General features: G+C 71.2%; 17 protein-coding genes. 10 read left to right on the top strand and 7 right to left on the bottom strand.

From position 1 onward, the window contains the following. Nucleotides 1-23: 23 nt before the first annotated feature. A complete protein-coding gene (locus FQ377_RS00195; protein WP_148599255.1) occupies nt 24-1,769 on the bottom strand; it encodes an ABC transporter ATP-binding protein in 1,746 nt (581 codons plus the stop codon). Continuing rightward, entirely contained in the window at nt 1,762-3,480 is a 1,719-nt protein-coding gene (locus tag FQ377_RS00190; RefSeq protein ID WP_148599254.1) for an ABC transporter transmembrane domain-containing protein, read from the bottom strand. Before FQ377_RS00190 ends, FQ377_RS00195 begins: the two co-directional genes overlap by 8 nt. 143 nt (nt 3,481-3,623) lie before the next feature. On the opposite strand from FQ377_RS00190, the gene FQ377_RS00185 reads away from it, so the two are divergent. The 4 genes from FQ377_RS00185 (at nt 3,624) to FQ377_RS00170 (ending at nt 10,895) form a co-directional block, all read left to right on the top strand. After that, the gene (locus tag FQ377_RS00185; protein ID WP_262364183.1) at nt 3,624-4,595 is read left to right on the top strand and encodes an SURF1 family protein; all 972 of its coding nucleotides are present in this window, start codon (nt 3,624-3,626) and stop codon (nt 4,593-4,595) included. After that, nucleotides 4,592-5,077 carry a DUF3817 domain-containing protein gene (locus tag FQ377_RS00180; RefSeq protein ID WP_148599253.1) on the top strand — a complete coding sequence of 162 codons (486 nt, stop codon included), beginning with the start codon at nt 4,592-4,594 and terminating at the stop codon, nt 5,075-5,077. The genes FQ377_RS00185 and FQ377_RS00180 overlap by 4 nt, the downstream gene beginning before the upstream one ends. 79 nt (nt 5,078-5,156) lie before the next feature. Continuing rightward, nucleotides 5,157-6,743 (top strand): glutamine-hydrolyzing GMP synthase, encoded by a 1,587-nt coding sequence (gene guaA / locus FQ377_RS00175; protein WP_148599252.1) that lies wholly within the window; start codon nt 5,157-5,159, stop codon nt 6,741-6,743. A gap of 93 nt (nt 6,744-6,836) precedes the next feature. Beyond that, nucleotides 6,837-10,895 carry a DUF4011 domain-containing protein gene (locus FQ377_RS00170; protein ID WP_148599251.1) on the top strand — a complete coding sequence of 1,353 codons (4,059 nt, stop codon included), beginning with the start codon at nt 6,837-6,839 and terminating at the stop codon, nt 10,893-10,895. 28 nt (nt 10,896-10,923) lie between these two features. On the opposite strand, the gene FQ377_RS00165 is transcribed toward FQ377_RS00170, so the two are convergent. From FQ377_RS00165 to FQ377_RS00155, 3 genes are all read right to left on the bottom strand, one after another. Next, the gene (locus tag FQ377_RS00165) at nt 10,924-11,592 is read right to left on the bottom strand and encodes an SAF domain-containing protein (protein WP_148599250.1); all 669 of its coding nucleotides are present in this window, start codon (nt 11,590-11,592) and stop codon (nt 10,924-10,926) included. A gap of 172 nt (nt 11,593-11,764) precedes the next feature. Further along, nucleotides 11,765-12,079: an FmdB family zinc ribbon protein gene (locus FQ377_RS00160; RefSeq protein WP_148599249.1), complete on the bottom strand. Its 315-nt coding sequence runs from the start codon at nt 12,077-12,079 to the stop codon at nt 11,765-11,767. 78 nt (nt 12,080-12,157) lie between these two features. Further along, a complete protein-coding gene (locus tag FQ377_RS00155; protein WP_148599248.1) occupies nt 12,158-12,814 on the bottom strand; it encodes a 5-formyltetrahydrofolate cyclo-ligase in 657 nt (218 codons plus the stop codon). 56 nt (nt 12,815-12,870) lie between these two features. On the opposite strand from FQ377_RS00155, the gene galU reads away from it, so the two are divergent. The 4 genes from galU to FQ377_RS14730 all read left to right on the top strand — a co-directional run bounded on the left by galU (nt 12,871) and on the right by FQ377_RS14730 (nt 16,915). Further along, entirely contained in the window at nt 12,871-13,767 is an 897-nt protein-coding gene (gene galU, locus FQ377_RS00150; protein WP_148599247.1) for a UTP--glucose-1-phosphate uridylyltransferase GalU, read from the top strand. A gap of 30 nt (nt 13,768-13,797) precedes the next feature. After that, entirely contained in the window at nt 13,798-14,400 is a 603-nt protein-coding gene (locus FQ377_RS00145) for a GNAT family N-acetyltransferase (RefSeq protein ID WP_395858448.1), read from the top strand. A gap of 93 nt (nt 14,401-14,493) precedes the next feature. Further along, a complete protein-coding gene (locus FQ377_RS14735; protein ID WP_187393198.1) occupies nt 14,494-15,573 on the top strand; it encodes a hypothetical protein in 1,080 nt (359 codons plus the stop codon). Nucleotides 15,574-15,943: 370 nt separating this feature from the next. After that, nucleotides 15,944-16,915 (top strand): phosphotransferase, encoded by a 972-nt coding sequence (locus tag FQ377_RS14730; RefSeq protein WP_187393197.1) that lies wholly within the window; start codon nt 15,944-15,946, stop codon nt 16,913-16,915. On the opposite strand, the gene FQ377_RS00135 is transcribed toward FQ377_RS14730, so the two are convergent. Then, nucleotides 16,912-17,814 carry an alanyl-tRNA editing protein gene (locus tag FQ377_RS00135; RefSeq protein WP_148599244.1) on the bottom strand — a complete coding sequence of 301 codons (903 nt, stop codon included), beginning with the start codon at nt 17,812-17,814 and terminating at the stop codon, nt 16,912-16,914. The genes FQ377_RS14730 and FQ377_RS00135 overlap by 4 nt on opposite strands. Next, entirely contained in the window at nt 17,811-18,314 is a 504-nt protein-coding gene (locus tag FQ377_RS00130; RefSeq protein ID WP_148599243.1) for an Lrp/AsnC family transcriptional regulator, read from the bottom strand. Before FQ377_RS00130 ends, FQ377_RS00135 begins: the two co-directional genes overlap by 4 nt. Before the next feature lie 165 nt (nt 18,315-18,479). Between FQ377_RS00130 and FQ377_RS00125 the strand changes: the two genes are divergently transcribed. After that, nucleotides 18,480-19,715, top strand: a complete 1,236-nt coding sequence (locus FQ377_RS00125) for an MFS transporter (RefSeq protein WP_148599242.1) — start codon at nt 18,480-18,482, stop codon at nt 19,713-19,715. A 263-nt stretch (nt 19,716-19,978) separates the two neighbouring features. Further along, the gene (locus FQ377_RS00120) at nt 19,979-21,097 is read left to right on the top strand and encodes an ABC transporter ATP-binding protein (RefSeq protein ID WP_148600011.1); all 1,119 of its coding nucleotides are present in this window, start codon (nt 19,979-19,981) and stop codon (nt 21,095-21,097) included. Nucleotide 21,098 lies beyond the last annotated feature (1 nt).

Here is a 21,098-nt window from a genome sequence, read left to right as displayed (position 1 = left end):
CGGCCCCCGGGGTCAGGGGAGGTTCACTCGCTCCGCCACGAGTTCCACAGCGAGGCGTAGGCCCCGTCCAGGATGATGAGCTCCTCGTGCGAACCGAGTTCGACGATGCGCCCCTCCTCCACGACTGCCACGCGGTCGGCGTCGTGCGCGGTATGCAGGCGGTGCGCGATCGCGATGACGGTCCGGCCCTCCAGCACGGCGTTCAGCGAGCGCTCGAGGTCCCGGGCGGCCTGCGGATCGATGAGGGACGTGGCCTCGTCGAGCACCAGGGTGTGCGGGTCCGCGAGGATCAGCCGTGCCAGGGCGAGCTCCTGCGCCTGCGCCGGGGTCAGCTCGTGGGCGCCGGAGCCGACTTCTGTTCCCGCGCCCTCGGGAAGCTGCTCCACCCAGTCCAGGGCACCGACGCTGCGCAGCGCGTCCTCGATCTCGGCGTCGGGCGCATCCGCGCGCCCCAGGCGCACATTGTCCGAGACGGATCCCACGAACACGTGGTGCTCCTGCGTCACGAGGGCCACCTCGCGTCGCAGCTCATCGAGCGGGCGGTCCACGAGGGGCACGCCACCCACCGTGACGGAGCCTGACGTCGGCGGATGGATCCCGGCGATCAGTCGGCCCAGGGTGGACTTCCCGGCACCGGAGGGTCCGACGACGGCGAGGCGTTCGCCGCGCACGAGGGTGAGATCCACACCGTGGAGGACGTTGTGCCCTTCCCGGTAGGCGTAGCTGGCGCCGGCCACCACGATGTCCTCGTTCACGGGCTCCGCCGTCGTCGCCGTGCGGTCGGGCTCCACGTCCTTGATGCCGACGATCCGCGCCAGCGACGCCGCGCCCACCTGGATCTCGTCGGTCCACATGATGAGGAGGTCCACCGGGTCGATCAGCCGGACGGCGAACAGGGCCACCGTGGCCACAGCGCCCGGTGTGACGATGCCCTGCCCGGCGAGCCAGCCTCCCCAGAGCAGCACCGCGGCCGCCGGGAGCCAGAAGGCGATGTCCGCGGCCGGGAAGAGGACCGAGCGCAGCCACAGCGTGTAGCGCTCAGCCCGGAAGCTCCCGGTGAGGGCGCGGTCGAGCTCCTCGCGCCGCAGTGCGCCGAGACCGAGGGCGTCCACCGTCCGGGCGCCCTCGATGGTCTCGGTGATGGTCCCGTTCACGACGGCGTAGGTCTCGCGCTCCCGCATGTAACCCCGGGCGCTGCGCCCGAGGTACCAGCGGGTCACGGCCCACAGCAGGGGAAGACCCACGAGCAGGGCGAGGGACAGGACGGGGGAGGTGAGGACCGCGACGCCGAGGGTGAGGACGATGGTCACGACCGACACGACGACCTGGGGGACGCCGAAGCGCACGGTGTGGGACACCGCCTCGATGTCGTTCGTGGTGCGCGCCACGAGATCGCCCGTCCCGGCCTTCTCCACCGTGGAGAGCGGGAGCGCCGTCATGTCACGCATGAAGTCCTCGCGCAGTTCGGCGAAGACACGCTCGCCGAAGACCATGCCCGAGCGGACCGCGTACCGGCGGAGCACCGACTGCACGATCAGGAACCCGAGCATGGCCAGCGACACGAGTGCCACGAAGCCCCGGGTGGTGCCCGCGGACAGTGCGTCGACGAGCTCGCCGAGCAGCAGCGGGCCGGCGAGACCGGCCACGGCGGATCCGATGTACAGGGCGATGACCAGCCCGAGCCCGCGCCGGTGGTGGCGGATCAGCCTCGACGCTTCATCGCGCACTGCGAGGGCCCCCGCGACGGGGAGCTTGGTGGTGCTACTCACTGCGGATCACCACGTCCCGGTACGCCGAGCTGTCGGCCATGAGGTCCCGGTGGCTGCCCTGGGCACTGATCCGGCCGTCCTCGAGGAACACCACGCGGTCCATGGTCCGGAGCATGAGGGGACTCGCCGTGACGATGACCGTGGTCAGCCCGTCCCGCGCTCGCACGCCCGCCAGGCGGGCGGCGATGCGTTGCTCGGTGTGCGCGTCCACGGCGCTCGTCGGCTCCACCAGGACCAGGGTCTCCGCCTCCGTCAGATAGGCGCGGGCCAGGACCAGGCGCTGGCGTTGCCCGCCGGAGAAACCCCTGCCGCGTTCGGTCACCTCGTGGGCGAGGCCGCCCTCGAGGCCGTCGAGGATGTCCAGGGCGCTGGCCGCCTCGAGCGCGGCCAGGACGGCGGCGTCGTCGTGCCGGCCGTGCGGATCGAGTTGGCGGCGCAGGGGACCGCTGAAGAGCTGGGGAGCGGCCTCGCTGACCACGATGCGCGCGCGGATGTCCGCGAGCGGCACCCGGCGCAGGTCCGCGGATCCCCAGCGCACCGTCGGCGCCCCGGGTCCGTCGTCGAAGCGGCCCAGGCGCGTGAGGACCTCCGTGGAGTCCGCGGGTTCCCGGGAGACGACGGCGGTGAGGAGTCCGGGTTCGACGACGACGCCGGAGCGCTCGTCCACCAGGACCGAACCGGCGCGCGGCGCAGGGACCGGGGTGGCGCTCTCGGATACGTTCGCGTCGACCTCGAGGACGGCGATGATCTTCCGGGCGCCGACGTGGGCGCGGATGAAACGGGCCACGGAATCAGCGGCGGCCCGGATGGGCGTCACGAGGAAGATGGAGAAGCCGTACAGGGCCACGAGCTCTCCGGGCGCGATAGCGCCCTCGAGGACCAGCGAGGCACCCACCCACGTGAAGACCACGCTGAAGGTTCCCGCGATGAACACCTGGGAGGCCTCGAGATCCGCCAGGGAACGGGCTACGCGGATCCCGGAGTCGCGCGTGGCGGTCGACTTGGTGCGATAGCGATCCACGAAGATGTGCTCGCCGCCGATCCCGCGGAGCACGCGCAGGCCCGCCACGGTGTCCGCGCCCACCGCCGTCATCTTCCCCGCAGCCTCGCGCTGCTCGCGCTGGCGTGCCTGCATGGGGCGCACCACGAAGAGCAGCAGCGCGCAGCTGACGGGCACGCCGATCAGGACCACGACGCCGAGGACGGGCGAGGTCTGCCAGATGAGGACCGTCACCACGACCCACGCGGCAGCCGCTCCGGCGAGGCGCGTCAGGACCTCGTACACCTCCCCGAGCCGGAAGGCATCCGACGCCGCCGTCGAGACGACCTCGCCCGTGGACAGTGCCGTGGGCAACGCGTCCCCGGTCCTGCTGATCTTGTGCCCCACGAGCCGGACAGAACTGAATGCGGCCTGCATCCAGCTGCTGACCCCTGCCCGGTGCGTGGCGGTGTCGGAGGCGGCCTGCACCACCATGAGCCCGAGCAGGGCGAGGGTCCAGGCCAGGAGGGCCCGGCTGTCCTGGCCGATCACACCGTCGTCGATGGCCCGGCCCAGCACGAAGGGCATGACGGCCTGCGAGGCCATCCAGACGGAGCCGAGCGCTATCCCGGCGGCGAGGGTGGCCTTCTGCCTGGCTCCCAGCCAGAGGAGATAGCGCGCGGGCGAGCGCAGGTCCGGCGAGCCGGCCAGGGGATAGGGAAAGGAGCGCACGAGGGACAATCCTAGACCGCGGTGCACCGAAGTGATAGGGACAAACCAATCACTGTGCCGGTCGCCGCACCGGCCCTTCCCGGGCCGGGTCCGGCCGCCCGCGGCATTCGCTGTTCTACAGCCGCACGAAGTACCGTGGAGGGGTGCTGAAGACCGCGATCAAGCCCCGATGGATCCTCATGCTGATCCTCGCGATGGCGATCGCCTCCGTCTTCGTCCTCCTGAGCCGGTGGCAGTTCAGCTCGTCGAGCGAGACCGCCCCGCCCGCCCCTACCACCACCGAGGCCGTCCGCCCCCTCACCGACGTGCTCGATCCGCTCTCGCCGCTGTATGCGACGGGCGCGGACCAGATGGTCTCCTTCGAAGGCGCCTTCGTGCCCGGGGCCCGCATCCTGGTCCAGGACAGGCTGCTGGACGGCGACGATGGACTGTGGGTCGTCGAGGGCTTCGCCGTCGAGGGTCCGACGGGAGACGAAGCCACAGCCACCGACGCTGAGGCGGCGGTGATCCCGGTGGTGCTGGGGTGGGTTCCCTCGGTGGAGGGCGCGGCGTCGGTACCCGAGCAGACCGGCGCGGCGACCGTCGTCGGACGCCTCCTGCCCCCCGAGGCCCCCGAGGTCGCGCGACCCGTCGAGGGACAGCTCCCCACCCTGTCCACGGCAGCGCTGTCGAACGTCTGGGACCAGCCCGTCTACGCAGCCTTCGTGGTGGCCGCGGAGATGACCCGGGACGGCGTGCCCGTGCCCTTCGCCGCCGGCCTCGAGGACGTGATCGTGGGACCCCAGCCCCAGGAGACGCCCGTCAACTGGCTGAACATCTTCTACGCCATCGAGTGGGTGGTGTTCGCAGGCTTCGCGTTCTTCCTCTGGTGGCGCCTCGTCGCCGACGACCACCGCCGGTCCCTCGAGGATGCGGCCGACGCCGAGGAGGCCCGCGTAGGCGGCGGCGGATCCCACGCCACAGCGCCGGTCGCCGCGACCTCCGGCCCCGAGCTCACCTCGACCACCGCCACCTCGAGCACCGCCACCTCGCGCACCACGACCACGCGAACCACCGGGCCCGCCGGCGCTCCCGCTCCCGGGCCCAATGACACCGAAAGCGGTACCCTCCCGTGACAGAGCCAGCACTCGATCCAGCCGGTCGGCGCCGCACACCGGACGCCGGTACGCCCAAGCGGCGGTTCGGCGGCACGCACGCACAGATCCGCTCCGCCCTCTCCTTCTACCGTGTCCTGGCGTATCTCACCGGGGTCATGCTGCTGCTCGTCGTCGTCGAGATGGTGGCCAAGTACGGCTTCGATTCCGAGATCGTGGCCGGAGGCGGCGCGTTCATCCAGTTCCTGCCGGAAGTGGTCGCGGACACCGCCGGCGGCTTCAACCTCTCGACGGCCGTGCTGATCGTCCACGGCTGGCTCTACGTGCTGTACCTCATCGCGGACTTCCGCCTCTGGCAGTTCATGCGCTGGCCCTTCAGCCGGTTCGTCCTCATTGCTCTCGGTGGGGTGGTCCCCCTGCTGTCCTTCGTAGTGGAGCGGCGCATCCACCGCCAGGCGGAGGAGGATCTGCGGGCGCACCCGGAGGCGCTGCAACGCTACTGAGCCGCCCGCCCGGGCCCACGGTCGCCCGAGGCCCGACGTCGGGCGGGGTGCCTTTCCGGGCTGCGACTATTATTGACGCGTGACTACCCCCGAGAACGGCTCCGAACACCGCCCTGTCCTCGTCGTGGACTACGGCGCGCAGTATGCGCAGCTGATCGCCCGCCGCGTCCGTGAGGCGGACATCTACTCCGAGATCGTCCCGCACACCCTGAGCACGCAGGAGATCCTGGCGAGGAACCCGGCGGCCATCATCCTCTCCGGTGGTCCCTCCAGCGTCTATGCCGAGGGAGCCCCCTCGGTCGACGCCGACCTCTTCGACGCCGGGATCCCCGTCCTCGGCATCTGCTACGGCTTCCAGGCCATGGCCCAGGCGCTCGGGGGGACGGTGGCCAACACCGGTCTGCGGGAGTACGGCTCCACGGAGATCCGCTCGGAGGGCGGCTCCCGCTCGATCCTCAGCGGCACGCCGGAGCGCCAGGACAGCTGGATGAGCCACGGCGACAGCGTCCAGGCCGCGCCCGAGGGCTTCGACGTCCTCGCGCGGAGCGCCGGCGCGCCCGTCGCCGCGTTCGCCGACGAGGAGAAGGGCCTCTACGGCGTGCAGTGGCACCCGGAGGTCAAGCATTCCCAGCACGGTCAGACGGTGCTCGAGAACTTCCTGCTCCGCGGTGCCCGGCTGACGCCGAACTGGACCACGGGGAACATCCTCGAGGAGCAGGTGCAGCGGATCCGCGAGCAGATCGGGGACGCCCGGGTGATCTGCGGGCTCTCGGGCGGGGTCGATTCCGCCGTCGCCGCCGCCCTCGTGCAGCGCGCTGTCGGCGACCAGCTGACGTGCGTCTTCGTGGACCACGGCCTGCTCCGTGAGGGCGAGGCCGAGCAGGTGGAACGGGACTTCGTCGCCGCCACCGGGGTCAGGCTCCACGTGGCGGAGGAGCAGGCGCGTTTCCTCGACGCGCTCGCGGGGGTCTCCGATCCGGAGGACAAGCGCAAGATCATCGGCCGCGAGTTCATCCGGGCCTTCGAGGAGGCCGAGCGCGCCATCATGAAGGAGGCGGAGGCCGAGGGCGAACCCATCCGCTTCCTCGTCCAGGGCACCCTGTACCCCGACGTCGTCGAATCCGGCGGCGGTGAGGGGGCGGCGAACATCAAGAGCCACCACAACGTGGGTGGTCTGCCCGAGGATCTGCGATTCGAGCTCGTGGAGCCCCTGCGGACCCTCTTCAAGGACGAGGTCCGTGCCGTGGGTGCCCAGCTGGGTCTCCCCGCGGAGATCGTGGGCCGCCAGCCGTTCCCCGGTCCGGGGCTGGGCATCAGGATCGTCGGCGAGGTCACCCGGGACCGACTCGAGCTCCTGCGCAGGGCCGATGCGATCGCCCGCGCCGAACTCACCGCGGCCGGCCTGGACAACGACGTCTGGCAGATGCCGGTGGTGCTCCTGGCCGATGTGCGCAGCGTCGGCGTGCAGGGCGACGGGCGGACCTACGGGCACCCGATCGTGCTCCGTCCGGTGTCGAGCGAGGACGCGATGACCGCCGACTGGTCGCGCCTGCCCTACGATCTGCTGGCGCGGATCTCGAACCGCATCACGAACGAGGTGGACGGCGTGAACCGCGTGGTGCTCGACGTGACGAGCAAGCCGCCGGGAACCATCGAGTGGGAGTAGGCGTGGGTGCGCGCGGGGACGAATGGGCTCCGCGCCGCTGCGGTCGCGTTGCTATCCGCGGGACCACGACGCTTTTCGGATAGTTTGGAGACCATGCCCATCTGGTCGAGATCAGCCCGTGACAATGCAGGAAAGAAGGCGGTCGTGCCGGAGCAGGACCAGAGCGACGCGGCAGCGCGTCCCACCGACGCAGTCCAGGGAACCGGGACGCCGGCTTCCGCCGACCAGCACCGGCGCGGTGAGGACCCCTCGGAGCACGGCTCGCTGCAGCCCTGGCTCGACGGCCTCGGCGCGCAGTCGGCAGGAGACACCCTGCTGCATTTCAGGCCCTCGGCCGGCACGAGCATCGATCTGACGCACGCCCATCCGTCGGGCCTTGCGCAGCTGCTCGCCGGTCGCCGCACCCGTCTGTCCACCCTCCTGCGGGACCCCGCGCAGTACGGCGAGGCGAAGAGTGCCGCTCACGCCCTGCGGGCGAAGATCTTCGAGCTCGGAACGGAGCGCGGGATCGACGTCGGCCATCTGGCCGCCGGGACGGCGTCCTGGCGGGCCACCGACGACGCGGGACGCTCCGAGACCCTGAATGCCCCGGTCCTCCTGACAGCGGTCTCGCTGACCGTGCATGCCTCGCAGGACGACTACGAGCTGCAGCTCACCGAGCAGGCCCGGATGAATCCAGCGCTCGTGCGCCACCTGAGGACCAAGCAGGGGCTGCGCCTGGACCCGACGCGGGTGGCGCGGCTCGCCTACGGCACCGCCCGCTTCGATCCCCACCCCGTACTCGAACACATGCGGGTCCTGACCGCGGACGTCCGCGGGATATCGGTGGAGCACCGGCTCCTCGTCTCCACGTTCGCGGATCTGACCGGGATCAAGGGTGATCCTGCACTGCGCTCGGACCACCCGGTCCTCTCGGCGCTCGTGCGCTCTGCCGGGGCGGATACGCAGGCGGCCCCGGACCTCCTCGGTGCTGCCGACGGTCTGCACTTCCCGCCGTCGGACGCGCGGGACCCCGAGGACGAGCTGCTCGTCCTGGACGCCGACCCCGCGCAGCAGGACGTGCTGGATCTGGTGGCCTCCGGGATCAGCCTGGCGGTGGCTTCCCCTCCGGGCACGGGGCAGACCCAGACCGCCCTCAACATTGCAGCGCGCTCGGTGGAGGCCGGGTCGATGCTGCTCGTGGCCGCCGAGCGCCGGGGCACGCTCAACGAGTTCGTCCAGGACCTCGAGGGGTTCGCCCTCGGATCCCTGGTGCTCCAGCTGGGCGCTCGCACGGGGCCGGAGCAGCTCCGGGATGCCGTCATCCGCGCCGTCGTCCGCAACGAGAAAGCCGTGGAACCCGAACTGGAGGTGCTCCACACAACGCTGACCGGGCACCGCCACCAGCTCATCGAGCATGTGAGCAGCCTGCACGACGTCCGGAGCCGGTGGGCGTGCTCCCCGTACCAGGCGATGCAGTCCCTCGCCCGGCTGACCGCGCTCGATCCCGCGCCGTCCACCACCGTGCGTCTCAAGCGCAGCGTGCTCGACGCGATCGCCGACCGCGGGGAGCTCACCGAGCGCCTCGAGCGCGCCGCGGAGCTGGGCAGCTTCAGCAGGGCGTCCACGGAGAGCCCCTGGTACGGTGCGCCCCTGCTGAACCGCAAGGAGACGGAGCACGCGCACGCACTCGCGGAGCAGCTCAGCGACGAGGTTCCGGAACTCCGCGCCGCCGTGCGCCGCGTCGCCGAGCACGCGCAACTCCTCCTGGGCGGGAACGTCCGTGAGTGGGGCGATCAGCTCGACCTCGTCGTCGCCGTGCAGCAGAGCCTGGAAAGGTTCACCCCCGATCTCTTCGATCGGCCGGTCACCGACCTCATCTCGGCCACCGCCCCGACGTCGTGGCGGAAGGAACGCGAGATCGAGATGAGTTCCATGACGAGGTCGCGGCTGCGTCGGGTGGCCAAGGAGTACATCCGGCCCGGGGTGCACATCGCGGACCTCCATGCGGCACTGCTCGAGGTACAGCAGCAGCGCACGCTCTGGACGCGCCACGCCCTGTCCGAACGCCAGCCCTCGGTGCCCGGTGGACTCACCGAGCTCCACGCCCGGTACCGCGCCATCGAGGAACGGCTGGAGGAGCTCACCGCGATCCTCCGGCCCACCGAGAAGCACCCCGATCTGGCAGCACTGGACCTGGACGAGCTGGAGGCACTGCTCCGGGATCTCGCGGCGGACCGGCCCGCCCTGGAGACGCTGCCCGAACGGACCCTGCTGCTCGACGAGATGCGCGAGCAGGGCCTCGGCGAGCTGATCGCCGATCTCGCCTCCCGGGAGGTGCCTGCCGAGCAGGTGGGAGCGGAACTGGAACTCGCCTGGTGGCAGTCGGCCCTCGAGGCGATGATCAGCGGCGACGACTACCTCGCCATGTCCGACGGCGACAGCCTGCGACGGCTCGAGGCGGAGTACCGTGCGGCGGACAACGCCCATATCGCCTCCGGCCCGGCCCGGCTCCGGTGGGTGCTCGCCGAACGCTGGCGGACCGCCGTCCAGGATCATGCCCAGGACGCAGGGCGGCTGCGCCAGGAGCTCAAGGACGGAACCCTGACCCTCGAGGTCCTGGTGTCCCTGCACCGCGATCTGGTCACGGCCCTGCTCCCCGTGTGGACCGCGAGTCCCCTGAGTGTCAGGGGAGCGGTGCCGGAGGGTTTCTCGTTCGACACCGCCGTCCTCCTCGACGGTGAGTCGATGTCCGTGCAGAGTGCGGTGCCCTGCGTGGCACGCTCCGGGCAGGTTGTGGTCTTCGGCGATGATCGCCTCGCGGGGCCCACGCGCTTCGGTGTCGAGGCGCAGGGCGCCGATCAGGCACCGGTGTTCGAGCCGCTCCCCAGTGCCTTCGAGGCGCTGCGGGAAGTGCTGCCGGTGCGCGGACTCACGGAGGTGTACCGCGGGGTGGATCGCTCGCTCACCGCGTTGCTGAGCGAGTCCTTCTACGACGGCAAGCTCTCGCGCCTGCCGCAGGCCTCGGAGGTCACGGGGGAGCCCCGCGGCCTGGCCGTGGAGTACCTGCCCCACGGGACGGGGATGCCGAGCTCGGAGCACGACGGCGTGGAGAGCGTGGACGTCGAGGTCGACCGCGTGCTCGAGCTCGTCTTCGATCATGTCCGCCATCGCTCGGACTCGTCATTGGCGGTCGTCACGGCGAGTGCGCGGCATGCCGTGCGCGTGGGCGAGGCCGTGCGCCGCCAGCTGGTCGACTTCCCGTGGGCCGCCGATTTCTTCCTCCCGGGCAGGGAGGCGTTCCGCGTGGTGCCCGTGGAGCGCGCGGGAGGACTGATCCGCGACGCCATCATCTTCTCCCTCGGCTATGGCAGGACGCCGCACGGCCGTACCCTGCACTCCTTCGGCTCCCTGTCCGGCCCGAACGGCCGGCGGAACTTCGTCATGGCCATGACGCGGGCGCGGCGACACCTGCACGTCCTGACCTGCTTCCAGCCCTCGGATCTCGACCCGGATCGGTTGACGGCCGGGGCCCTCGACTTCTACGGGCTCCTGCAACGGGAGCTCGGTGGCACGGTCGATCCGGCATCGGCCTCCGCCGGCAACGAGGATCCGCTCGTCGCGGACCTCGTGGACCGGTTGCGGCTCCGGGGCGCCGAGGTCAGGGACCACTACGCCGGTGTCCTGGACATCGTCGCGGTTCGCCCTGCCGATCTCCGCGCCGACGGGAGCGCGGCGGCCGTCCAGGACGAGCGTCCGGCGGCGGTGGCCATCGAATCGGACGGCACCGGCAGGTACGGGGCGATGTCCGTCCGCGAACGCAGCAGGCTCCGGCCCCAGGTGCTCGAGCGCATGGGATGGCTGTACCTGCCGCTGTGGACGATCGAGGTGTTCGCTGATCCCGACGGATGCGCCGAGCACGCATCGGCCCTCATCGGCCTTCCACCACGCAGCGGCGGCCACGGCCGCCCCGAGGACAAGGACACCGACAACGTGCAGCACGAGGCCTCACGACCGGACGACGAGCCGGGGCAGGCCGACGCGGCGGGATCAATCGATGCCGCACCCGCCCTGCCGGTGACGGCGTCGGAGGACGACGCCAGGTCCTGGGGTGACACCGAGGGGGACCACGATGCCTGGCTCCGGGAGCAGCGCCCGCCGCACTGGGGCTAGGCGCGGCGGGATCCGGACCAGGCCCACGTCAGGGGCCCGATGTCAGCACGAGGTGCACGTCCCCCGAACTCGACGATCCTGCGAGGGCCGCGGCCTCGTCGGCTCCGGCGGCGACGACGACGAGTCCACCGTCCGGGCCGGCGCCGGGCCACCCGCCTCCCGATCCTCCCGGGTCCGTCCAGAGGACGGCGACCGACCGTGCCAGGACGATGGAATCGGCGGTTGCGTCGTACCCGTCTCCGGTACTGAGGACCACGTCCACGAGGTGCCCGGGAGCCAGGAGCTGCACGGTCGCCGGATCGGCCGGGCGCAGGGGGACGGCGACGGTGCCCGGAGCGGTGCCGGTCAGGAGCCCCTCACTCACGAGCGACGTGGTGTAGACGGGGGAGCCTCGGCCGAGGGGAGTAGCCAGTTGCTCGCCCGTCACCCGACCGACGTCCGTGAGGACACTGCCGAGGGCGGCTCCGCCGGGCACCTCGACGATGGACACGTCGTCCGCCGAGATCACCGTTCCCACCGCGAGATCGCGGACCGCGCTAACCACCGGGGTGGACGCCGGCCCGTCCCCCACAGCCGCTTCGACGGCCACGCCCGCGGCCACACAGAGGAGGAGGCTGGCCAGGAGGCGTCGATGGCGGTGCAGGACACGGCGTGCACGGTGGCGGAGGGTACTGGTCTGGTGGCGCATCGGATCCATGACTGGAATCTAGCCGCCGCCCGTCGGCGTCGGGGGAGTGACGATGCTATGTGGACAGGCTGACCGGGACCAGGGGCACTGTGAGCCTGTGCTCGGTGGGTCTGCTCTCTTCGGGTCCGCCGTGGCGAAGGGTGCCGCAGGACGCCGGAGGGTCCGTGGAGGACCCGGTGCGTCAGGGTGCCGCAGGTGCCGTCGTGGTGGTCGAGGGCGAACTCTTCGGTGTGGGGGCCGTCTTGCCCTCCGTGCTGCCGCCCGATCCAGTCGTGGCCGGTGTACCCGACGAGGAGCCGGCCTCCGCGCTCACCGGACCGGACCTGGAATCGTTCCGGTAGAAGCCGGAGCCCTTGAAGACCACGCCCACGCTGTTGAACTTCTTGCGCAGAGCGCCGCTGCATTCCGGGCACACTGCGAGGGAGTCCTCGGAGAACGACTGCTGGATGTCGAAAGCGTGGCCGCAATCCTTGCAGGCATAGGCATACATGGGCATGGAGTTCCTCCTGGACGGGCTTCGAGGACCCGGGGCACTCGGTACTGCACTTGGCACTCTCCGGGGTCGAGTGCCAGTCTACACAGGTGTGGCGCGCGCTCCGAAGAGGCGGAGGCCGTCGGCGGTGAACGCACCGTGGAGGGGCTGGTCGTAGGGCCGGGCGGGCACCCGGCCCGCCGGCAGGAGCTCGCTCCGGTACACGATCCCCAGGCGCGGTACGGCGTTCGGGGCATCATGCGGGTGGTCGGCGAGGAAGCGGTCGTAGTACCCACCGCCCTGTCCGACGCGCTGACCGTCCTGGTCGATCCCCAGCGCGGGTACGAGGATGAGACGTACCCCGGTCAGCTCCGTGAAGGCGAACCTCCGACCTCCGGGCTCTCCCACCGGCGCCCGGACCGATCGTTCCAGGGGTGTTCCCGGCGTCCACGCCGCCCACGACAACTGGTAGCGCGGCTCGCAGATGGGAACCACGATGTCGTGGTCAGGGGCCAACGCGGTGAGCAGTGCGATGGTGTCGGGTTCCGGTGCCACGCCGAGGTAGGCGGCGATGGTCGATCGACCGCCCTCGCCGGTAGGCAGGATCGTGCTGCCCACATGCTCCAGGACCTGGCGTGCAAGATCCCTCGACTGGGCGGCCCGGTCCGCGGGCTCCAGCGCTTCGCGCCTCTCGCGGAGCCACGTGCGCAGCCGGACTTTATCATCGTGGCCGTCGATCCCACTCCCGGAGCGTGTCATGACCCCATTGTGCCCATGCCCGGGCGATTCCGTCCCCTTTATGTAGTGTGGTCCCCATGACTTTGCGATCACGCGTGACGAAGGCCGTTATCCCCGCGGCCGGCCTGGGAACCCGGTTCCTCCCCGCCACGAAGGCCATGCCGAAGGAGATGCTCCCGGTGGTGGACAAGCCGGCCATCCAGTACGTGGTCCAGGAAGCGGTGGATGCGGGGCTGTCCGACGTCCTGATGATCACCGGTCGCAACAAACGCGCACTCGAGGACCACTTCGACCGCGTCCCCTTCATCGAGCAGACCCTCGAGGACAAGGGTGATCACGACAAGCTGGCAGCCGTCCGCCGTCCGTCCGAGCTCGGCGACATCCACTACCTGCGCCAGGGTGACCCGAAGGGCCTCGGCCACGCGGTGCTGCGGGCCAAGCTGCACGTCGGCGACGAGCCGTTCGCCGTCCTGCTCGGCGACGACCTCATCGACGAGCGCGACCCGCTGCTCGAGACGATGATCGAGGTGCAGTCCAGGACGGGCGGATCCGTGATCGCCCTCATCGAGGTCGATCCCCAGCAGATCAGTGCCTACGGCTGCGCCGACATCACGGAGATCGACGGCGAGAGTCACGTCCGTGTCAATGAGCTCGTGGAGAAGCCCTCCGTCGAGGACGCGCCGTCCAATCTGGCCCTGATCGGCCGCTACGTGCTCCACCCGCGGGTGTTCGAGGTGCTGGAGACCACCGAACCCGGCCGTGGCGACGAGATCCAGCTGACCGACGCCCTGCAGACCCTCGCCGCCGCCGACGGGGAGGGCGCAGGGGTGTACGGCGTGGTCTTCCGCGGACGGCGCTACGACACCGGCGACAAGCTGAGCTATCTCAAGGCCGTCGTCACGCTCGCCTCGGAGCGGGAGGATCTGGGTCCGGACCTGCGGGCCTGGATCAAGAACTTCAGCAAGGACCTCTGACCCGTCGTGTGGTCGGCGGCAAGCTGGCCTGTGAATCTCAGGTCCGGCTCCGTGGTCCTGAGACCCATCCGCCATCGTGACAAGGGGATCTGGACGGCGCTGCGGAACCGCAATATCGAGTGGCTCGCTCCCTGGGAGGCGTCCAATCCCGACCCGGACGGCTATCTGCCCACCTACCACCAGATGGTGCGGACGCTCACGGCCCAGGCGCGTGCGGGTCTGGCCCTGCCCTTCCTGATCACGGAGCAGCAGCCCGGGTCGCGGGATGCCCGACTCGTCGGGCAGCTGACGGTCTCGAGCATCACCTGGGGGTCGGCGCTCAGCGCCACCCTGGGGTACTGGGTAGACGCCGACCGCGCCGGTCGGGGTATCGCGCCCACCGCCGTCGCGCTCGCCACGGACTACTGCTTCGACGAGCTGGGTCTGCACCGCATGGAGATCAACATCCGGCCGGAGAACCGGCCGAGCCTGCGGGTCGTGGAGAAGCTCCGGTTCCGTGACGAGGGGCTGCGACCGCGGTACCTGCACATCGCGGGGCAGTGGGCGGATCACCGGAGTTTCGCGCTCACCGCCGAGGACGTGCCGCACGGTCTGCTCGCGTCCTGGCTGGAGAATCGGCCCCCACGCGGCTGATCAAGCCGGTTTCCGGGTCGCTACGTACATCCGCGCCCGACACACCGGCGGCAATACGCCCTCCCGGAGCACCGGACTCCTACCGTTCTAGGTGTGGTCTTCTCTCTGGATAGCTCCCTGGTGCTCGTGGCAGTCGTCGGCCTCTGGCTGGTCTGGGTGGCGCCCTCCGCGCTCCGCCGGGGCCTCCCTGATGTGGCCACCACCGGACAATCGGCAGTGGGGCCCGGCACACATCGCTCGGCGGCGATCATGATGATGACGACACCACAGGACCTGACGACACCGGACGGGGCAGGCCCGCCCGCCGAGGGCTGGGCGCCGACCTCGCCCGCCGAGTCCGGCACGAGCCACGCGGATCCGGACGGAGCGTCGCGGCGCACGCCCTCCTTCGCCCTCCGTCGGGGCCGCCTCGCGATTGCGGTCGTCGGCCTGGTCGCGCTCACCGTCGCCCTCGTCACGCTCCTGCTCGGAGTCTTCGGGATCGTCTCCCTCCTCGTGCCGCTGATCTGCCTCGCGCTGGGCGTCGCATCGATCGCACTCCTGAGGGTCCTGGCCGTCCGCGCCCGCCGTGCCCGTGTCGATCGCGCCTTCGCGGACGCCATGGGGCCGGCCTACGCCGAGGACTCCGAGCCGGTCGCCGCCCCGATCACCCGGTCCGAGCCGGTCCGGGCCACCACGCTCTTCGACGCCGAGGAGGCGGACGTCCGACCACTGACACCCATGGAGCTGAGGACCGCGGCCCTCGCACAGGGCTCGTCGGCCGTCGACGTTTTGCCGGAGGCGACGGATGCCGCCGCCCCGGAGGACCCGGCTCCGGAGGGCGCCTCCCCGGTCCGCCCGACGCCGCACCCGGGTGGCAGAGCGGGCGCCACGGCGTGGGTGCCGGTCGAGGTCCCGCGCCCCACCTATGTCGATGCGGCCAAGGCCGAACGGGTGGCTCCGCTCCCACTCGATCTCCCGGAGGCCCCGAAGGCGTCCACCACCGTGCCGATCAAGGCCGCCGAAGCCGCTGTACGCAGGGCCGCCGCGTCGGCCGGGGACGTGGAGCAGGAGTCGTCCGCGGCCCACGAGGAGCTGTCTGCACCTGCCGCCGGGAGCGCCGGGGAGGCGACCGCGAAGCACGGCCCCAGCGGGCTCGACCTCGACGGCGTCCTCCAGCGCCGCCGCGCCTGACCAGGCCTCTGCAGGCACAAGGCCCCCGGCGCCGGTCGTCCTCCGTGAGGTTCCCCGAGAACGGGATTCCCTGAGTTCCGGGCGGGGGCGGAGCCAGCGCGACCAGGACACCATCCGCCTCCTCGACTCACGGGTTCCCGAGGGCCTGCTACGGACGGCCCTCGCCGCGGCGGGCTGGAACCTCACGTCCTGGACCCCGGGGTCGCTCCACCACCGCCCCGGTGCCGGGGTCACGCGGGTCTTCTCGATCGCCGTGACACCCTCGCCGGCGCTCGGCGATCCACCCTCTCCGCCACCGACCACGGCCTGCATCACCTCCTGCCCCCTCCCGCGTGGCTCGACAGGTGTCACCAGATTCGCCGCCGTCGGGATGAGCCCTCTGGCGCTCTGGCTGCACCCGGCCGACCCGCTGCTCCCCGGGTTGCCGTCGGCCCTTGATCCCCGACGCGTCACGGCGTTCGCCTTCGGAGGCGGAGCACTGCCCGCAGGGACAGTGCTCCGCCTACGCGCCTATCGCCCCCTGCGCCGCGCCGTGGTGCTGGCCCGGAACGGGGACCAGCACCGCTACCTGAAGGTGCTGCGGGCGGGGAGGGCCGCACCCCTGGCGCACCGCCACGCACTGCTGCACGAGGCCGGCGTCCCGGCGCCCGTCCTCGCCGCCGACCCGGAGCACGACGTCGTCGCCATGCATCCCGTTCCGGGTCATCGCCTGGCCGTGCTGCTGCTGCGGGACGGAGCGGCGGAGATCGACCCACGGGTCCTGGTGCGGACGCTTGCTGCGCTGCCGGCGTCGGTGCTCGGGTTGCCGGTCCGTCCCTCCTGGTCGGATCGGGTCCGCGACTACGGTGAGGCTGCCGTGGCGGCGCTCCCGGCGCAGGCTCACCGGATCCGACTGCTCGCCCGGAGGATCGATGACGTCGTCCGGGCGAGTGAGGCGGGCCCGCTCGTGCCGACCCACGGGGACTTCCACGAGGGGAATCTGTTCATCAGCGGCACCACGGTCTCGGGACTGCTGGATCTCGACACGCTCGGTCCCGGCCACCTCGTGGACGATCTCGCGTGCTGTGTGGGGCACCTGGCCGTGCTGCCCGGCCTGGATGCAGGCTACATCCACGTGCCGCAGACGGTGGAGCGCTTCCTGCGGGTCTTCGACGAGTCCGTCGAGCCCGTGGCGCTCCGGGCCAGGGCCGCGGCCGTGGTGCTCACCCTGGTGGCCGGTGCGCGACGTCGGGTCGGAGGGGGAGAGCTGGAGGCACTCTCCCGGCTGGCCGTCGCCGAGCGGTTGCTGTCCGAGGCGCTGTCGATCGACGCCGGCCACCATCGCGGTGGCACCCGGGACTAGGCGGGGCCCGCGCCACCTCGGACGGCGGGGGCCCCGGTCACGCGGGTGTCCATGGTGAGCACCGGTGTGCCCTCCATGTCGGAGAGAGCCAGGGTCACCGTGACGCCGAGGCCTGCCAGGGACGTGAGGTGCGTCCCGCCGCAGGGGATCTCCGCGCGTTCCCCAGGCAGCTCGCAGACCCAGCGGCGCCGATCCGTCAGACCCGGTCCCTCGGCGTCCACCCCGATCCCGGCTCCCGTCGCGGTCCAGTCCGCGAGCGTGGCGTTGACCGCGTTCGCCACGGCCGCGGTGTCGATGCCCTCCACCGCGAAGCCCTTGCGGCGCAGGGACTTGCCGAGGCGGTACGTGTCCACGGAGGAGGCCTCCCCGATGGTCGTCGTGTCGATCGCGAGGGCATCGAAGTTCGGGGCACCGAGGGCATCCGCTGCGACGACCTTCTTCCAACGGTCCGCCAGGGCCCGGTTCAGCGCCAGCGAGGCCAGATGGCAGCCGGTGTGCCCGGCGGAGACCGCAGCCCGGTAGGACGCGTCCACCCGCACCACGACGTCGTCCCCCTCCACCGGTCCACCGGCGCTGCCAGGGTCGAGGAGATGTACGACGACGAACGCCCAGCCCTCGGTACCCTTCCGGACGGGGGCCTCGCTGCCGAGATGCAGCGCGGTGCCGTCGGTGGCTCCGACCACGCAGTCCTGCACCGGCCAGGTTTCGACACCGCGCTGCAGGGACCCGCGGTCCGGACCCTGATCGGGCCAGGCATGATCCACCGGGTGGAAGGCGGTGGTGTCGAGGACCACGGCGAGGAGCCCGTCCGGCCGGGGTGCCGCATGGAGCACGCGCGCTGTGGCCTCGGTGTCCCCGCGTGGATACGTGACTCGGGTGTCGGTGGTCGGCAGGGTCATGGTTTGTCGGTGCTCCTCGTGGTGTCGGTGGGGTGCTGCGCCAGGCGCTCGAGCAGCGGTTCCGTCCGGTAGGGGATGTGTTCGTGCAGGGCCAGGACCGTCTCCGTCCGGATCACGCCCTTGATCCTCAGCACCGAGCGCAGCGCGGACTGCAGATTGTGCGTGTCGGTCGCGGTGACCCGGCACCAGACATCTCCGCGGCCGGAGATCTCGTGCACCTCGAGGACCTGACTGAGGGTACGCAGGCCCGCGATCACGCCGTCGAGTTCGCGGTGGGAGACCTCGATGGTGATGAAGGCGATCACATCGTAGCCGAGCGCCTCGAGATCGATCTCGCGGCCGCTCCCGCGCACGACGCCGGTGCGCAGCAGGCGGCGGATCCTGCTCTGCGCCGTGTTCCGGGCCACGCCCAGGGTGTCGCTCAGCTCACTGACCTGCGCCCGGGGATCGCGCACCAGTTCGAGCAGCAGGCGCAGGTCGAGGTTGTCCAGCTTGCTCATGAAGCTCACTTTCCGTCAGCCGCTTCCGCCCGTGTTGCACACGGCGCTCAAATCACCGCGCTGGGACACTGCACGGAGAGCAGGAGAGCTCATTCTATAGAGGTCCGTGCGCGAGTGCGTCGGGACTGCTCCGACGGGCACGTCAGATCGAGGGGAGAGGTGGACATGAGCGTCATCAACGAATTGCGCATGAGACCCGCCACCGTGCAGCGCCGCGCGTGGGACGCCTCCCTCGCCGTGCGCCTGGCGCTGGCGATCACGGTGATCTCCACCCTGCTCATCGGAGCCAATCTCGCCACGCCGCTCTACCCGCTCATCCAGGCCGATCTCGGCCTGACCTCCTTCGCAGTCTCGGTCGCCTTCTCCTCCTACGTCCTCGCCCTCGTGGGCGGGCTCGTCCTCGCGGGCCACTGGTCGGACCACCTGGGCCGTCGCGCCGCACTGGTCCTCGCCGTCGTCCTCGGTCTGCTCGGTGCCTGCCTGTTCGCCGCGGCCACGACGCTGCCGATGCTCGCTGCAGGCCGCGTGCTGCAGGGTGGTGCGGTAGCACTTGCCACGGGTGCGAGTGCGGCGGCGCTGCGCGATCTGTTGCCCACCCGCCCCGACTGGGCCTCGCGGTTCACGCTGCTCGCCTCGGCCGGCGGCGTGGCGGCCGGTCCGGTGATCGGCGGCCTGCTGTCCCTCCTGCCCGCCCCCACGAGGACGCCGTTCATCGTCTACCTCGTGGTGCTGGTGAGCCTGCTGGTGCCCCTGGTCCTGCTCGACGCCCGCCCCGCCATCAAGCCCGCGGACGCCGTCCGCCCGCTGGCCGCCCTGCGGCCCCGTCGGCCCGGAGTGTCCAGGGACGCCCGCCGCGCGTTCTGGACCGCAGCCTCCGTGGGCTTCCTCAGCTTCGCGGTGTTCGGCTTCTCCCTCAGCCTCGCCCCCACCTGGTTCGCCTCGATCGTCGGCACCACTTCCCGCCCTGTCATCGGCGTCCTCGCCGCCCTCGTCCTGGCCTCGTCCGCTCTCAGCCAGCTCCTGTCACCGCGCGGCCGTTTCGTGGTGCCGGTGGGACTGGCTGCCATGGCGCTGGGAACCGGGCTCCTTCCCGTCGCGGCGGCCACGGGCAGTGCCGTGCTGCTCGTCGGGGCGTGCGTCGTCGCCGGCTTCGGCCAGGGCATGGCCTTCCGGGTGGTCTTCAACGAGGTGTCCGTGAAGGTCGATCCCGCGCTGCACGCCCAGACCGTGAGCGCCGTGTACGTCATCACCTATCTGGGCAGTGCGGTTCCGGTGCTCGGACTCGGGGCGGCCGCCGGCCGGTGGGGCCTCGACGCGTCCGTCACGGTGTTCGCGCTCGCCATCTGCGTTGCCTGTACCGTCCTCGCCGCGGCGTCGCTGGTCATCCGCATCCGCCGCTAGGACGCGGGCCGCTACCACGGCGGCGCCCCGCGACGCGAGGCCGATCGGACCGCACCTCGTTCGTCACCGTTCCGCAGTCATGGTTACACTCGGATTCTCCGACAGCTTGAACTGACTGCTGCGCGTTCCGCCCAGCAGACCCTCCAGACGGCAAGCCGGAACCACGCGTGTGTGGTCCGTGGGCGCAGCCCGGCCGAGTAGCTCCTGCCACGAAAGGCACAGCTGAGATGACATCCACCGAGCAGGCCTCCACCACCCGCCCCATGATCGAGTTCCGCGACGTCACCAAGACCTACGACGGCGGCCAACCGGCGGTGGACTCTCTCACCATGGATATCGAGCGCGGGAAGATCACCGTGTTCGTGGGTCCCTCGGGCTGCGGCAAGACGACGTCGCTGCGCATGATCAACCGGATGGTGGAGCCCACCTCCGGGCGGATCCTCCTCGACGGGCAGGACGTGGCGGAGCAGAAAGCCGCCGAGCTGCGCCGCTCCATGGGTTATGTCATGCAGTCCTCCGGCCTCATGCCGCATCGCACGGTGCTCGACAACATCGCCACCGTTCCCCGCCTCAACGGCGTGGCGAGGTCAACGGCCCGCGCCCGCGCGAAGGAACTGCTCGACGTCGTGGGTCTTGCCCCGGAGCTGGGCCGCCGGTACCCCGGGCAGCTCTCCGGGGGCCAGCAGCAGCGCGTGGGGGTGGCCCGGGCGCTGGCTGCGGATCCGCCCGTGCTCCTGATGGACGAGCCCTTCAGCGCCGTGGACCCCGTGGTCCGGGCCGAGCTGCAGAGCGAACTGATCCGCCTGCAGCGCGACCTGGCCAAGACCATCGTGTTCGTCACGCACGACATCGACGAGGCGACCATCCTGGGGGACAGGGTGGCGGTGTTCGCCGTCGGCGGGCGGCTCGCGCAGTTCGCGGACCCCGAGGAGATCCTCCGTGCACCGGTCGACGACTTCGTGGCCGGATTCGTGGGCCGGGACCGCGGCTTCCGCCACCTCTCCTTCCAGGAGGGCGAGGACGTCACCATCCATCCCATCGAGACCATCGAGACCGGCCGGCTGGCCGATCCCTCGGTGACAGTGAACTCGCCGTGGACGCTCCTCGTCGATGCGGAGGGCCGTCCGCACGGCTGGGTGCCCGAGGCCACCCGCGAGTCCGTCACCTCGCAGGCCGACGCGGTGCCGGGCGGCTCCCTGTACACGCGGGGGGACTCGCTGCGGCGCGCCCTCGACGCCTCGCTGTCCTCGCCGTCGGGCCTGGGCGTGACGGTCGACGACGACGGCCGGGTGGTCGGCGTGGTCCGGGCCGCGGAGGTCTTCGAACTCATCGAGGCCGGACGCCTCGATCGCGGACGCGCCAACTACAACACGGCGGTGTAGG

The organism is Arthrobacter echini (genome assembly GCF_008107445.1).
Classification (GTDB): domain Bacteria; phylum Actinomycetota; class Actinomycetes; order Actinomycetales; family Micrococcaceae; genus Arthrobacter_D; species Arthrobacter_D echini_A.
The sequence above is the reverse complement of the archived record's forward strand: the minus strand, read 5'-3'. Positions and strand labels throughout refer to the sequence as shown.

What these genes read in the sequence shown, in the direction of transcription:
- FQ377_RS00170 (WP_148599251.1), top strand. Translation starts at nt 6,837, where the DNA reads ATGCCCATCTGGTCGAGATCAGCCCGTGACAATGCAGGAAAGAAGGCG.
- FQ377_RS00165 (WP_148599250.1), bottom strand. Translation starts at nt 11,592, where the DNA reads ATGGATCCGATGCGCCACCAGACCAGTACCCTCCGCCACCGTGCACGC.
- FQ377_RS00160 (WP_148599249.1), bottom strand. Translation starts at nt 12,079, where the DNA reads ATGCCCATGTATGCCTATGCCTGCAAGGATTGCGGCCACGCTTTCGAC.
- FQ377_RS00155 (WP_148599248.1), bottom strand. Translation starts at nt 12,814, where the DNA reads ATGACACGCTCCGGGAGTGGGATCGACGGCCACGATGATAAAGTCCGG.
- galU (WP_148599247.1), top strand. Translation starts at nt 12,871, where the DNA reads ATGACTTTGCGATCACGCGTGACGAAGGCCGTTATCCCCGCGGCCGGC.
- FQ377_RS14730 (WP_187393197.1), top strand. Translation starts at nt 15,944, where the DNA reads ATGAGCCCTCTGGCGCTCTGGCTGCACCCGGCCGACCCGCTGCTCCCC.
- FQ377_RS00135 (WP_148599244.1), bottom strand. Translation starts at nt 17,814, where the DNA reads ATGACCCTGCCGACCACCGACACCCGAGTCACGTATCCACGCGGGGAC.
- FQ377_RS00130 (WP_148599243.1), bottom strand. Translation starts at nt 18,314, where the DNA reads ATGAGCAAGCTGGACAACCTCGACCTGCGCCTGCTGCTCGAACTGGTG.
- FQ377_RS00125 (WP_148599242.1), top strand. Translation starts at nt 18,480, where the DNA reads ATGAGCGTCATCAACGAATTGCGCATGAGACCCGCCACCGTGCAGCGC.
- FQ377_RS00120 (WP_148600011.1), top strand. Translation starts at nt 19,979, where the DNA reads ATGATCGAGTTCCGCGACGTCACCAAGACCTACGACGGCGGCCAACCG.